Below are 14,771 nucleotides of genomic sequence, written 5' to 3' on the forward strand. Positions count from 1 at the left end.
TGGACCCACGACGACGCCACGCACCGGTCACACAACACGATGAAACCGCCACGGACCTGCGTGCGGATCTCGGCGTCAAGGTGGTGGTAGCGGACGACGGTGACTAGGCGCGCCAGAGCGACGACGGTCGCCCGCTGCTCCTGCCGATCCCGGCCGGGAGTGCGGAAGCCCTGCGTTCACCCGGGTGGACGTCAATTTCTCGCGAAATTGCGCCTCACCCGGGTGGCGACGTCGCGGTTACCTCGACCGTGTTCGGCGGATAGAGTTGATCTCGGCGCCTGGTGCGGCAGAATGCACATGTGGACTCCGTGCGCACCGCAACCGACTTCCGGGTCACCGACCTCGTCGCTTACTTCGCCGGACGGTGGGAGCTGGACCGGAAGATCGTCGATTCCGCCGGTGCGGGTATGGCTGTGTTCACCGGCGTTGCGTGTTTCACCCCTGACGACGACGCGCTCGTCTACCAGGAGCGTGGAACGCTGGTCATGGGGGAGCACCGGGGACCGGCGACACGGGTCCTTCATTTCCGGGTGCGTGGCCCGGGGCTGGCCGACGTGCATTTCGACCACGGCGGCTTCTTCCACGATCTCGATCTGCGCCACGGCCGGTGGTCGGTCCGCCATCCCTGCCGCGATGATCGTTACCTGGGCGAGTTCGTCATCCACGGCCCGGATGTCTGGTGGCAGGTGTGGACAGTCGTTGGTCCGGCCAAGAGCTATACGTCCACCACTGCGTTCCGACGCATGTCGATCGAGGACGAAGCCTGAGCCCGGTCGTTCACCGGTCGAGCTGTCAAGCATGTGCGAACGCGACTGCGTCAGCAAGAACCACGGTGCGCAGGCGAGGTGCGGCCAGAAAGGGTGGCGAGAGCTGTTCGGCTCGTTCGCTTAGGGCACGGTCGATGGCGTTGAATCCGGCCTTCCTGTGGAATGGCCGTCTCCAACACTTGTTTGGCGTGCTCACCGCGTACGTTGTCGGTGGTTGCGACTCGCGGACCGGCTATGGCAGTTGGCGTGCGAGGGCGACGAGGCCTGCACCGTCCTGCCGGAGCTCGCCGCCGAGTGTCGACACCAGACCGAAGGTGACCCCGTGACCGACAGCACGTGGAGGAAGTCGAGCCATAGCGGAAACCACAACTGCGTGGAGGTCGGCCGCGTCGGCGATGACGCCGCGGTGCGCGACACCGAGAACCGCGCCGCTGGGTGCTTCACGGCGACCGGTCGACAGTGGCAGATGTTCATCGACGCGGTGAAGAGCGGCCGGTTCGACCGCTGAAACAGGCGAACGAGAGCGGCGCCCGATCGGAGTGGGGTCGGTGGCGCGGGTGCGGGAGGCGATGGCCGGGCAGCCCTCGTCGAACCATCGACGCACGACCTCGGAATCCTGCTCGTAGGCCCTGCGAATCGGCTTCTGCGGCGACAGGCCCCAAGGGCGCAGGTACTTGCCAACAGCGCGCAGGCAGCAACGATGCCGTGCCGCACCCGGATCAGCTCGGCCACGGCCTTGCTGGGCCACACCAGACCGGTCAGCCCGAACGCGGCCTGAGTCATCCCAGCATGAACCACTGCGACCACTCTGCGCTGCAAATCCTCCTGCGCCCAGCCGACAACCTCCGCGCGTCCCGCACACCAGCGATCATGTCAGGCCACCGAAGATCACACCTTTGAGTTCCCGATCAGTAGGTTGTCTTCGGCATGTGCTTCCGGGACACTTCCACCTCCTAATTTGCCTCGACGCGTTATAGACCATGCCGTAGCCGGGTCAGTCAGTCGTAGCCACGGACAATGTGGCTCTCATCGAACTTGGCGACGGCCGGAGTGACTGTTTGCTTGAGGTAGGTGGGCGAGGCTAGCTCGACCGGCTCGTGGTCGCTGTCCACGGGCTGCCGTTGGCCTGCTGTGAGAAGGGGAGCGGTAGAAAGATCCATTGCGGTGGCTCCTTTCAGCGCCAGGATGTATTCGCCGTCCGGGAAGCGCGAATGGGCGCGGTAGCACCTCGAGAAGGCGAATGGTCAGGTTTCCCACACCATCCGCTGCATTCGCAGACCTCCCCTACGCGAACGGAAAGAGATGTGTCATGGGTCACATGGTAGGCGTATGTGAGTGCCCCACGACACGGTTCATGTACGTATGACCCTCCGTCTGGGGTGCACAAGGGCATCGTGCGATGGTCAGTCCCGCCACTGATGCCCGGCAGCAGGCGATGGCCGGGAGTTCGCGGTAGGGGCTTCGTTGTCACCGCGCCGCTTACGGCCGGCTGGGATCGCGCTGTGCGAGTTGGGCGTCGTCGAGCCGAATCCCCGGCGTATGCCCACGGTCTCAGTGCGACGGTGTCAACGCCAAGTGACCGCCGGCGGTGGCGGTGCCTCGGTGTTTCGGCGGGTTCTGGCCGCGGTGGTGCAACGCCAGGCGCAGATTCCGGTAGCTCGCGCCGAATGACAGCAGCTCTGGCTCTTTTCTCGCCTGCGGCGGTGATCATACGCAGTCTGCGCGATCGGGCATGAGCCTGGCGGGCTCGATGCACAGATCGATTGTGGGCGACGAAACTGTTCCTGAAGTTTCCCGGTTTCGGTCAGGTACATGGCGATCTTGCCGGGCCCGGAGTGGTAGTGCTGCCGCAGGTGGACGATCTTTTCCAGCACTTCCGCGGGTGGCATCCGGACTGGTTCGCGGTCGCTCTGATCGGTCGTGTAGCCCGTCGACGCCCTCGGTCTCGTAGCGGTGTAGCCACTTGTAGTACGTCGGCCGACTGATCCCGTAGTACCGGCACGTCATCGCGACGTTCCCGCTGACTTCCTCCACATGACGCAGGACCGCGAGGCGCCGACGCACCTCGCGGTCCAACTGGGGTTCACTTACCCGGATCTCCCTATGATCATCAAACCCGGGTGTCAACCATCTCCGTCAGTTTTGTATTGACAGCTTCGCACCCAGCCCTTACCGGGCCATGCGTGTCGGGCTGCGACGAGTCTTGGACACTGGCCCGGACTACGTCTGCGACAGTGCCAAACCTCCAATCGACGCAGTCAGTCACCACGTGCGACCTCACGTCGCAACGCACTCCAGAGATGCCCTCTCAGTTCGACGCAGTGATCCTTCAGCAAGATCAATCGTCCCAGCTCGAGAGGGCATCTCACCTACTCACGACCGAACCACTACCCAGAAACTCCGGTAGATCGAGCCTTAGCGTGACGCGCTTGCCGTCGTTCGGACTTGTCCGTTCCGCGAGGTAGGAATGCTCGGATCCACTGGAGAGTTCTGCTGGTTAGTGAAGTAGTAGGCATCGCGCATCAGCTGCTGCATGTCGTCGAGTAAGGGGGCACGCGGGTTGGTCGGAGCACATTGGTCCTCATAGGCGTTCATCGCTTGCGTCGGCAAAGCGGCAAGGAAGGACGTTTCCTCGACGCCGATTTCGGCGAAGGAGGGCGGGATGCCGACGGCGTCTCTGAGCCGCTCGATGGCAACCGCATACGATTCAACCCCTTGCTCCGGCGTCCGCGATGGCAGGCCGAGGACGCGGGCAATGTCCTGAAAACGTTGCGGGGCTTGGTAGTTCTCATACTTCGGCCAACCGGTGAGCTTCGTCGGGCTTTGCCCGTTGTAGCGAATGACATGCGGCAGCAGGATCGCGTTGGTGCTGCCGTGGGGCAGGCTGAACGTGGCCCCGATGGTATGCGACATGGCGTGCACGATCCCCAGGAACGCATTGGAAAGAGCCATTCCAGCTAGCGTGCTGGCGTTGTGGACCTTCTCGCGCGCGATGAAGACGTCGCCGCCGCTTCGCACGGAGGTTTCAAGGTTCTCGAAGAGGAGCTTGATCGCTTGGATGCACAGTCCGTCCGTGAAGTCGTTGGCATATGTTGATACGTAGGCCTCGGTGGCGTGGGTGAGCGCGTCCATGCCCGCACTTGCTGCCAAGCCCTTCGGCATTTCGGTCACCAAGGTGGGGTCGATTATCGCGACGCTCGGGGTCAGGGCGTAATCGCCGATCGGGTATTTGCGTCCCGAATCGGGGTCGGTGATCACTGCGAACGGCGTTACCTCTGAGCCGCTGCCCGACGTGGTGGGGATGCAGACCAAGCGAGCGTCGCGGCCGAGTGGCGGAAATTGGTAGGTGCGCTTGCGGATGTCGTTGAAGCGAGTTTTCGCGTGATCAAGGTCGGTGTCGGGGTGTTCGTACAACAGCCACATGAGCTTGGCGGCGTCCATCGACGAGCCGCCCCCAATGGCGATGATCGTGTCTGGTCTGAAGTCCCTCATCATTTCGGCACCGCGGCGAATTGTCGCAACGGTCGGCTCAGGTTCGACGTAGTCGATCAACCTCACGTCCACGGGTTCGGAGCGGCGTCCGAGGACATCGACGACTTTGCCGGGATAGCCGAGACGGGCGATGGTTCGGCCGGAGACGATGACCGCTTTGTGCACGTCAGCCATGTCCGCCAGGTATCGCAGGCTATGCGGCTCGAAGTAGATCTTCGGTGGGACCTTGAACCATTGGATGTTGTTCGTTCGTCGCCCGGTGCGCTGGATGTTCAGCAGGTGGACCGCACCGATGTTGTCGGCGATGGAGTTGCCACCCCAGCTACCGCAGCCGAGTGTGAGCGATGGGCGGAATGCGTTGTACAAGTCTCCCATCGCGCCTTGTGCCGCCGGAGCGTTCCAGACGATCCGGGCCGCCTTCAGCGTGTTGCGGTAACGATTGACGAGATCCTGATCAGCGGTGTGGATGACGGCAGTGTGCCCCCTACCCCATAGGTCGAGGGCCCGTTGCGCCTTCCCGATGGCCTGATCAGCGGTATCGGCGGGAAGTACGGCAAGGATTGGGCAGGACTTCTCACGGACCAACGGCTCGGCAGCGTCCACGTCGGACACTTCGACGAGGATCACCGAGGTGTTCTCGGGAACGGTGAAACCGGCCTGGGAGGCGAGCCATGCAGGTGACTTGCCAACCGCCAGAAGCGAGCGACGGGCCGTGGGCGCGTCGTCGGCACCAGCCTCCGTGCCGAACAGGAGCCGTTCCAGCGCCCGTTTTTGGTCTGGGGTAGCAAGGTGCGCGTGTAGCTGCTGTAGCTCACTCAGCGTCTCGTCGTACCGAGAGGCCTCGACGATGAGCACCTGTTCGGCCGAGCAGGCCGTGCCGTTGTCAAACGTGACCGACAGAAGGACGTCGTTGGCGGCACGCTTGAGGTTGGCGTCAGCCGAGATAACGGCAGGTACGTTCCCGGCGCCGACGCCGATTGCCGGCTTACCAGAGCTATAGGCGGCTGCGACCGTCTCGTTGCTACCGGTTGCGAGGACGACGGAGATACCCGGGTGACGCATCAGCGCCTGATTCGCGGCGCGGGTGGGGCTATCGATCCATTGGATGCAGTCGCCCGGTGCGCCGGCCGCCACCGCGGCGTCGCGGACGGTTCGGGCCGCTTCGGCGCCGCAGCGGGGGGCCATGTGGTGGAAGGCGAAGATGATCGGATTGCGTGTCTTGAGTGCGATGAGGGACTTGAAGATGACCGTGGAGGTGGGGTTGGTAACAGGCGTGATGGCCGCTATGACGCCCACTGGACTGGCCGTCTGGGTCACGCCGGTGAGTTCATCGTGGGCGATGGTCCCCACTGTTTTCAGCCCGGCGAGGTCGTTGGCGATGTGTTCGGCCGCGTAGATGTTCTTGGTCGACTTGTCCTCCATCCTGCCACGACCGGTTTCCTGGACCGCCAGCGCAGCGAGCGCGAGATGCTTGTCCAGTGCAGCGAGCGCGGCCTCCTGCACGATGCGATCGACTTCTTGCTGCGAGAGTTGCTCGAAGGTGTGGAGTGCATCCAGCCCGCGCGCCACGAGATGGTCGACTTCGCCTGGTTCCGAAGCAGGTTGGGCGTCGACGTTGCCGGCGGCAACCTCGGTGCTAGCTCGGGCGTCGGTGACCGGGATAGTGGCGGTGAGGCGAGTTGCCAGGCTCGCGGCAAGCTCACCCAGTGTGTCGTGCTCGTAGAGCTCCTCAACCTGCAGTTCGGAAACGTACTTCCCGAGCCCGACCACTGCCTCCACCATGGTCATCGAGGACAGGCGGAGCCCTGGTACATGGGTGTCGGCGTTGAGGCTTTGTTGGGGTAGGTTAGCGACTTCAGCGAGAACATGCACGATAGTCCGCAGTGCATCGTTGTCGACCTCAGGCTGAGTTGCCTGCGGCGTGGAAGGGGCCGTGGCATTGGTCGACGCGCCTCGGCCAACGAGGTAGTCGGCCGCGTTTCCCGGCTCATGCAGGGTTTCCGCGATTGTTTGCAGAGCTTTCAATCGCGTTGTGCCAATCGTCCGCGGAATCGACGATGTGGAACTCCCCGCGGGAGTGGCCTGATCCATCGTGGCAGGATCGAAGTGAACCTTGCTGGCTTCGACCGCGCCGAGGGTGACGACAAATGCACCGTCGTCGACCAGTGGCTCGGGCACGCTGAATGAGCCCAGGAAATTCCGGACAGGGAGGTTCCGGTCAGTCCGCTTGCATGGAATTCGCACGGTTTCGCAACCTGATTTGATTGCAAGCTCACCGAGATCGGCCAACATGCGGTGCTCGACCCCGCGGCCGAGTGCCCTGCAGCTAAGCAGGAAGGTGTCGACCACAAGCTCGTCCGCGTCCTGCTGGTAGATCGTGGTACCGACGGTACCGTAATCACCGAAGCGGTCCTTGGCGCGCACCACCAGGCAACCCGCCCGTTCGTCTTTGAGGAGCACTTGCAGCTGCGACTCCTGGCGACGTTGGACGCTGGCATTGAATTGGTTGGTGCGTTGGGTGAGCTGGGCAACTCGCCGAAGGTCGGAGTCGGCGGCCGGAGCTATGTCCACCTGCAACTGCAGGTTGGCCATGAACTCCGCGAAGTTCATCGTGCGCTGGAGCTGAGAGCGCTCTTGCTGACTGACATAAGAGCTTGTGCGCGCGCGGTCCTCGTCGGTGGTCTCCAGGCGGTCGAACGCCCAGACCCGTGCCGCGAAGTCAGGCAGTAAGTCGGGCTCGGCGGGTACAGTCAACGCAAGCACCCCAGGGCAATTGGCTTGTACCTCCGCCACTTCCAGTGGGTTGTCGTCCAGGAACACCACGCTGTCGAGCCCCAGTCCGAACCCTTCGGCGAGTTGGATGAGGCCGGCCGACTTCGGTTCCCACGAGACGGCTTGCCCGGCCAGCATTTCCGGACGCAGCGGCATATCGGTCCGAGTGGCGAACACTTCCTCGATAAGAGCGGGATCGTTCTTGCTCACCAGGCACACAAGGACGCCATTTTTCGAGAGGTCCGCTGCCCAACGCTGGAGCCGGTAGTGCTCATCTCGCATCCGCAACGCCTGCGGCCCGTCTTCCCCTGCGACGCCATCCCACAGGGTGTTGTCGCAGTCAAGCGCGAGCACCTTGAACGGCGGTGCAGCAACAGCGTGCAGCGTCCGCGCGAGACCAGTGGCAAGGGAGGTGTACCCCTCACTGGTGTAGGGCATGTGCGCAATACGAAGCCGCGCCGGGTCGTGCACATTACCTGGCTCTAGAGACAGTCCACCATGCCAAGCGGCGCAGTCGAGTACGTGCACGCCGCGCAACCCGTCCAGCAGCTCTGCGAGCAGGGCATGACGTTTTTCATCCAAATCCGCGTGCGGTTCCGGGCTCGGGCATACCTGGATGAGCAAGGTTGCCAGGTTGGTGCCGCGTTCGGCCCAAGCCCGAACTGTAGCCGCGAACTCTTCAATCGTTTTCTCGATTCCGGCCTCATCCCAGTCAGCGAAGCGCACCAACAGCGCTGCCGCCGTCGCCCCGCTAAGCGCGCTATCGACGGCGAGGAGCTGCTGGAAAATCTGACCATACGGGGAGAGCTCCACTTCCCACTCGAGTCCGAGGCGCTGCAACCAGGCGTCAAGGGGCGGCTGCAGCGGATCGGTGGTGAACGTGGCGGCCACCGCAAGCCGCGAAGAATTCTTGCCGGTTTTCTGCGACTCTGAAGGGAGATCGGCCGACCGGGCGAAATCTTCCAGCACGGTCGCCGTACCCGCCGTACCGGGCTCTAAGAGCGCGTTGACGATGCCGGCCGTGACCGGTTCGACGCGCATCCCGGGGAGAACCCCGCTCGCGTAAGCCGTGGCCAGCCGCGGCGGGCGCGCGATCACACCTGTGGTCCTGGACTTGTTCGTGATCGTGTTTTTGACCATTGCCTCGGCCGCCTGTTTGGCAACGGCGTAGTGCTCCAACCCGGCGGGGCATGCGGTGACATACTCACTGGAGATCAGAATGATCTGTCCAGCACGCTGTTCGACCAGTTCGCCCAACCTTTCCAGCGGCGTGTGCACTAGCTGAAGAGCGCTTTCCTGCCACGCTTCAGCGGCATCACCAGCCATGCCCGGTTGCACCGTCGGGAAAGCGTTGAGCACGAGCACGTCCAAGCCCCCGTGCCTGGCCCTGATGTGATCGGCCAGTTCTGCCAGCTGATCGGCACTGGCCGCATCTGCCTGTACCAAGTGGACTCGTTCCGCGTCGGCACCTAGCGCGTCGCGAACTTGCGCGGCTTCGGCTCCACAATCGCGATAGAGGGCGTAGACCTCGGCACCCTGTAGCGCCATCCCTTGAACCAGGCTCGCTCCCAGTCCCCGGCTGCCGCCTACCACCACGGCGACCTGGTTGTCCAGAGCCCGCACTTGGGGGATAAGCTCGGTTAGCTGCGCTGGGTCGAGCTCTGCGGGCAGCTGCCGCACCAATACCGAAAGCTGCACCTGCCCGACCCCGCCTAGGGCGCCTGCGAGTTTCACCAGTCCAAACCGTCGGTCCACCGCGGTGACCTCGACACGACCAACGCCTTGCTCCAGATTCGGCGCGCCGTCCGGTAACACCGACAATCCAGTGATCATCGCCTCCCGTCCCGGGAGATGCATGCCTGCTACATAACTGGCCCAGGACAGCAACGTCACGTATTGGCCGATGTTTTCGCCCGCATCTGCCCCGTAACCGCGCAGCATTGCGTGAAGGTCTCCGACGTCGCCGCCAAAGGGGATCTCCAAAGTCAATCCCTCGGAGATCCGATCGATGGTCCACTGTGTTGGCCCGTCACCCAAGCTCTTCACGTCGGAGACGTTCGAGAGCTCTCGATCAACATGCTCGTCACCGACGTTCGCCAGGTCAATCTCGACCGCCAGGTTCTCCGCCGCCCAGACCTCGAACCGAGTCGCAGCCTCCGGCATCGTCACGGTGTACTCGGTGCCGGGCAGGACAGGGCCGTGAAAACGCGCCCGGAGCCAACGGTCGTTCGGCAGCTGAGCCGACTCGATCCACGTACCTAGCGCGTGCATCACCACCAACGCGCCGTGCGCGATAGGCTGAGGAAAACTCGTGCACCTGCGGACATACTGGACATCCGTGTGGAGCGGGTTGATGTCTCCACTGGCCTCCGCAAAGACCCTTACTTGTTCATCGCTAACTCGAAGACCCCGCTGACCGATTGACACTCCCATAGTTCCTCTCGTTTCGGTGATTGAGGTTCCTCCGTTAGCTCGGAGGCTTCCTAGCTTGGTCTGATGGACCTGACGGGAGTCATCCGTGGCAGCACCGATGAAGTACCCGACGAGCTGCGTGAGCGTGCGGTGCGTCTGTATCGGGAGTCGAATTCCAAGGCTGGTCGACGTGTGCAAGGATGCCTTGCTGGCCGCCACTCCCTTCCCTGAACCACGAGCGTCTGTGCCTCAGACGCCGGGCAAACCAAAGATCACCTTCGCCCCGACTAGTTCCAGGCTTTGGACCGGGGCTTGAGCGCCGGTTATCTGCCCGGTATACCTTGGTGAGGGGATGGACATCGAGAAAGCCTCCTAAGGAAGACCCATTAATGCGCTCAACGCCGGCGTACCCGGCAGTATCGGGTTGAGAAATGAGCGCCATTGGTCGCCGCTTCACGTGCAATTAACGGGATCGCGAGGAAACCTTGCAGGGAAGCCAGAGGTTTGGCCAAGGTGCTCCTTGTCTCCCTCCAGTAACGTTCTTCGGTATGCGGAAATCGGTCTACCCCAGGTGTGCGCTTGGGCCATTGATTCTGCCGCCAACGGGGCGAAATGCCGTCGGTCGCGATTGTGAGGCGAATTCTGTCGCTCTTTTCGTCAGAGATGATACAGTTTCCTCATGATTCTGCCCGAATGGACACTAATGCATGACCATTGGGACAGTTCAGCCGGCCGGGATCGTCAAAGCCGGTTTGGGATGGTCGCGGCCGCTATGGTGGCGGGATTTTGGTGCGGTCGGCGGCGACGCGTTGCGGAGTGCGGGTGGTCTGGGTGATGTCGGCCAGGTTTGGCAGGCCGAGTGCGGGGTTGCGCAAAGTGGCCATGGCCTGGGCGCCGGTTCCGGCGTAGGCGTTCTGGTCGTCCTGGCGGTGGACGGTGTCGCGAAACCCAGTGCGTTTTGTTCTCTATTTCCCTTGGATGGGGCGCGGCGTTCGGGGCGGGTTTGGTTGCCGGTCAGGTTGGTTGCGCCGTGCGCACTTCCTTGCTGATCCGGCTGCTGAGGTGGTCGAAGGTGCGCGGCGGATGCGGAGTACTTGTCCGGCACCGGGAAATCGATCCCGTCAGCGGGTGCGGCCCATATCGCCTGGCGTCCGAATCGGATGGCCTCGGCGTAGGTGGCCGAGCTATCACGGCACCCGACCTGGGCCCCGGGATGCTCGTTGCAGTCAGGCGGCCTGGGTTGCGGCCGACGGTCCGGTAACACGTCGACCGTCGATGGGTGACGGTGTCGATCAGCAAGGTCGCATACTTCGGCCGCGCCTGATCGCGAGATCATCGACACTGAGTACTGACACCGTCCCCGCTTCAGGGTTGGGCAGCGCGTGCACCAGTCTTAAAGATCTTTTGGTAATAGGGTGAGTCGCTATGGGTGATTCCCCTTGCCCGGTGGGACAATCGTGGCGTGCCGGACTCTTCACGATCAGCAGGCGGACACCACAAATCCCGCAGCAGCAAGAAAGTAGCTGCCCGCCGCGATTTTGAGGCGCTGCGGGAGCGGCGGATGCGGGCAGCGGAGATGTTCGACCGTGGCAAGCGACAGGTCGATGTGGTGGTGGAATTGGGGTCTCGGCGCAGACCGCCTCCCGGTGGCACCAGGCGTGGTCCGCAGGTGGCCGGCAGGCACTGGCCGGGGCTGGTCGCGCCGGGCGGATGCCCAAGCTGTCCGACGACCAGGTGGCCGAGGTGACGGACGTGCTCACCCAGGGACCGCAGGCAGGCGGGTTCGACACCGACATGTGGACGCTGACACGGGTCGCCGACGTGATCGAAAGGGTCAGCGGGGTGCGGTACTCGACCACCCAGACCTGGACGATCCTGCGCGAGCGGCTGGGCTGGAGCAGGCAGCGCCCGGCCCGGCGCGCGGTCGAACGCGACGATGAGGCCATCAACAGGTGGGTGAAAACGAGTGGCCGCGCATAAAAAAAGCGCCCTGCGCCGGGGAGCCGTAATCTGCTTTCAGGACGAGAGCGGGTTCTCGCTGCTGCCAGTGGTGAGGGCTACCTGGGCGCCGCGTGGCCAGACCCCGGTGCTGACCCACCGATTTTCCTGGAAGCGGATGTCGATGGCCGGTGTGCTGGTCTATCAGCCCGACCGCAGCCAGCCCACGTTCGTGTTCCAGACCAGGCACGGTGCCTACAACACCGCCTCGCTGATCGAGTTCCTCGCCGACCTGCGGGAGCATCTGGGCGGTCAACCGGTCACGTTGATCTGGGATGGGCTGCCCGCACATCGGTCGGCGGATATGACGGCATGGCCGGCCACCCAGCGGCGGTGGTTGCGCGTCGAACCGTTGCCCGGTTACGCCCGTGATCTCAACCCGATGGAAATGGTGTGGGGCAACGTGAAAGCGGTCGAGTTGGCCAACCTGTGTCCGGACACTTTGGACGAGGCCCAGGCTGCCGCACTGACCGGCTTGGAGCGGGTGGGCAGCAGCTAGAATCGAAAAGGGAATGCGCACATGTTCGCGTGGGCAGTCCGTTCACGTAGTCTCAGCTGAAACGGACCCGCGAAATCCTGTGATGCACCAGCGTCGCAGGATTTCGCCTGTGCACCCGTAGGAAGCTGTTCGGCCAGCGGCTGCTGATTTGCCTCATCGGTGACAGGCTCCTGTTTCGGCCGTCATCGGTCCTTCCCGCTAAGCAGCCAGCACGGCGCGCTTCGCAACGCCTGAAGCAAGCATCATGTAGCCGTGACGCTAATTCCTATTGCCCGTTGGCTGTTGCACCGGGGTGTTCGTGGACGAAGCTGGTCGCCGCCCGGGGCAGGGTTCGCGTTGGAGTAGTGGCTGTGCGGCGGCCGGCCTTGGCGCGGCCGTCTGGCCGGCGAGCCGGTGCTCCGCCTTGCACTGTGATCGCCGCCGTGCTGCGGCTGGTCACGGTCTGGCCGTCGGATTCTTGCCGCAGTTCGAACTCGATCGACGGATCGCCGGGCCTCGCTAGGGTGGAGTCGACCTGGAAGTAGACGGTAGTGGTCTCCCCGACGTCCAAGGGTGGTACGGACACGGCTCCGTCGAAGACCTCCTGGCCTGTGGAGCGGAGTACGGCGGGTGACCACTCGTCTTGAACCAGGACTTCGTGCTCGGCCAGTCGCGCCCGGCCCTGCGACGAGAATTCGAGGAGGGCGTCGTAACTGAATTCCTCGACGCCCGTGTTCTTGATCTCGACTCCGAGCAAATGCTCTCCATGCGCGCGGTTCAAGGCATCGCCGCCGAGCTTGGTCAAGTTGATGCTGTCGGAAGCGAACAGATTTTCGATCGAGAACTGTTCGTTAGGACTTTCCGCGACCTTTTCAAGGCTGAGGACAAGATCGTTAGGGGCGGAGTCGAACTTGAACGTGTCCTTGCTGACGATGATCTGTGCTGCTTGGTTTCCGTTGCGCCTCACCTGTTGCGGTAAGACTTTAGTGCTCCGCTTCCAACGGCTGCCGTCGTGGTATTCCAGCCTGAGATGCCATTCCTTGCCGCTGATCAACTTTTCCTGGCCGACCTTACCAGGTATGACGTCGGCGACCGAACCGTCGATCACAACACGCTGTGGGTACATTGCATCATTGCCGATGACGCGCAGTCGCCAACTGCCGCGATACGTGGGCATGGGCCACCTCCGTTTCTGATCAAGGCGAGGCCAGCGAAACAGCCGACCGCCCACTGATTGACCCGCGATCAATCGCCTCTATGCGGCATTGCTCGCGGCTTTGCGACGCGTGCGAGCTTCGCCGACTGCCGCGGAGGAGATAACCGCGAACCCTCCCGCTGCCCGCAGCCGGACACGCGTCGACCTGCCTTCCTGTTTCTGGTCAGATCGCTCCAGCTCGCATCGCATACGCCACCGCGTGTGGCCGGTTGCGCAGGTTGAGTCGGCTGGTTACCCCGTAGATGACGTTCTTGACCGTTCGTTCCGAGTAGCACAGCTTCTGCGCGATCTCCGCGGTGTCCATGCCGTCGGCCATCAGCCGCAGCACGTCAACTTCCCGGTTGGTCAACCCGGAAGCGTTCAAACCCCGAGGCGTCAGGACTTCACGCTGCAAGTGATCGACCTGCTTGAGCAACTCACCAAGCAGATCCGGGGCCATCGTCCCGGCGCCTTTGGCCGCAGCGACCACGCTGTTGGTCAGCCTCGTTCCGTTCGCGGAGGTTCGAGGCAGCACGGCCACCACGCGGGATTCGACCACGCTGAGTACGTCGGCCGGGTTGAACTCGTTGGTCACCAGCACTCTGGGCGCCGACACCTGTTGTGCCGACAGTCTCAGCTCGGCCAGGACCTTGGCGTTGACGCGGTCCGCAGCGAATACGATCACGTCGGCTTCAGCCGGGTTCGGCGCCACGAACAACTCCTCCCGTGACTTCAGGCAACTCGCCAGACCGGCTACGGTGATCGGGTCTTCGGCCAGAACAGCCACTCGAACTCGGTCCATCAGGATCTCCCACACGCTCCGCGACGATGTGGTCTCAGTGTCGGAAGATCCCCTTCACAAATTCTCTACGCCACCTTCACGCCTGCTTGCCCTGATCAGGTCGGTTGCGTGGACAGCCGGCACCGGCCCCATTCCTCCAGGAGGAGATCGATCCACACGTCGTGGAGATGGGCAGCCTCTTCATTGCCCGCCGCGCGGCATCGCAGGACGTACTCGCGAGCCTCCGACATCTCGGTCTCCAGTTGCCGCAGCACGGATACCGCGTTCTCGGGCAGATCGACCTTCTTCAACGTTCCCTCCTCCGTTCAAACCCGTCGACCAACCATGCCTGAAACTCGGCGCGATTATCTGTCCCAACAACCGGGATTGACCATTCGGCTCAGCTACTTTGCCTCCTCGCCCCCGTCCGCTCACCCAGCGTAGGGTTGCTGTGATACGCGCCACAGGAACAGCCAGGCGCGCTACGCTCCGGTCAGACCCGCTATGGCGATCCGGCATGATCGCGGCAATGCACCAAGGAACCTCCAGTCTGAGCAGAACCTGGGCGCGAACCGGGGCACCGTGCCATCCCCCTAGTCCGCTGGCTACGCACCACCCGTCGTCGGCCAACGCTGGCACAAGGATCACCTCCGACGGGTTCCGGCGAAGGCAAGTCACCAGACGGCATCCTTGTCCAGGTCCCTGACCAGCGGCGGCGGGTGGGACAACGGTCTCAGTCCCTGCTTGCGTGATCAAGTAGCTGTTCATGTGGGGATGGTTGCGTCGTGAGCATTCGCTTGCGTAGCAAGCCGAAGGTTGGCGCAACCGGATGAACGTCGGCGACTACGTGCAGCGCACCGCCGGGCTGACCGACCG

At 63.3% G+C, this 14,771-nt stretch carries 9 protein-coding genes and 1 pseudogene; 4 read left to right on the forward strand and 6 right to left on the reverse strand.

Annotation, left to right across the window (positions count from 1 at the left end):
* Positions 1 to 308 precede the first annotated feature (308 nt).
* Both DL519_RS43705 and DL519_RS43710 read left to right on the forward strand, forming a co-directional pair.
* Positions 309 to 767 (forward strand): DUF6314 family protein, encoded by a 459-nt coding sequence (locus tag DL519_RS43705; RefSeq protein WP_223840162.1) that lies wholly within the window; start codon positions 309 to 311, stop codon positions 765 to 767.
* A 322-nt stretch (positions 768 to 1,089) separates the two neighbouring features.
* On the forward strand, positions 1,090 to 1,275 hold the full coding sequence (locus DL519_RS43710) for a DUF397 domain-containing protein (protein ID WP_190823600.1): 186 nt from the start codon (positions 1,090 to 1,092) through the stop codon (positions 1,273 to 1,275).
* 93 nt (positions 1,276 to 1,368) lie between these two features.
* Here the strand turns inward: DL519_RS43710 and DL519_RS50660 are convergent.
* The 3 genes and pseudogenes from DL519_RS50660 to adhE form a co-directional block, all read right to left on the reverse strand.
* Positions 1,369 to 1,629: pseudogene (locus tag DL519_RS50660) on the reverse strand (winged helix-turn-helix domain-containing protein); the annotation flags it as partial.
* A gap of 845 nt (positions 1,630 to 2,474) precedes the next feature.
* Positions 2,475 to 2,831 carry a helix-turn-helix domain-containing protein gene (locus DL519_RS50665; protein ID WP_190823601.1) on the reverse strand — a complete coding sequence of 119 codons (357 nt, stop codon included), beginning with the start codon at positions 2,829 to 2,831 and terminating at the stop codon, positions 2,475 to 2,477.
* A gap of 351 nt (positions 2,832 to 3,182) precedes the next feature.
* Entirely contained in the window at positions 3,183 to 9,464 is a 6,282-nt protein-coding gene (gene adhE, locus DL519_RS43725) for a bifunctional acetaldehyde-CoA/alcohol dehydrogenase (protein WP_223840163.1), read from the reverse strand.
* Positions 9,465 to 11,060: 1,596 nt separating this feature from the next.
* On the opposite strand from adhE, the gene DL519_RS43730 reads away from it, so the two are divergent.
* The gene (locus tag DL519_RS43730; RefSeq protein WP_190824581.1) at positions 11,061 to 11,423 is read left to right on the forward strand and encodes a winged helix-turn-helix domain-containing protein; all 363 of its coding nucleotides are present in this window, start codon (positions 11,061 to 11,063) and stop codon (positions 11,421 to 11,423) included.
* Positions 11,410 to 11,940, forward strand: coding sequence for a transposase (locus DL519_RS43735; RefSeq protein WP_223840164.1), 531 nt, complete (start codon positions 11,410 to 11,412; stop codon positions 11,938 to 11,940). Before DL519_RS43730 ends, DL519_RS43735 begins: the two co-directional genes overlap by 14 nt.
* Before the next feature lie 265 nt (positions 11,941 to 12,205).
* Here the strand turns inward: DL519_RS43735 and DL519_RS43740 are convergent, their stop codons facing one another.
* From DL519_RS43740 to DL519_RS43750, 3 genes are all read right to left on the reverse strand, one after another.
* Positions 12,206 to 13,096, reverse strand: coding sequence for a COG1361 family protein (locus DL519_RS43740; RefSeq protein WP_190823603.1), 891 nt, complete (start codon positions 13,094 to 13,096; stop codon positions 12,206 to 12,208).
* 202 nt (positions 13,097 to 13,298) lie between these two features.
* A complete protein-coding gene (locus DL519_RS43745; RefSeq protein WP_190823604.1) occupies positions 13,299 to 13,916 on the reverse strand; it encodes a helix-turn-helix transcriptional regulator in 618 nt (205 codons plus the stop codon).
* Positions 13,917 to 14,011: 95 nt separating this feature from the next.
* Entirely contained in the window at positions 14,012 to 14,206 is a 195-nt protein-coding gene (locus DL519_RS43750) for a hypothetical protein (RefSeq protein ID WP_190823605.1), read from the reverse strand.
* Between the last annotated feature and the right edge of the window lie 565 nt (positions 14,207 to 14,771).

Origin of the sequence: Saccharopolyspora pogona (genome assembly GCF_014697215.1) — a bacterium.
Taxonomy (GTDB): domain Bacteria; phylum Actinomycetota; class Actinomycetes; order Mycobacteriales; family Pseudonocardiaceae; genus Saccharopolyspora; species Saccharopolyspora hattusasensis.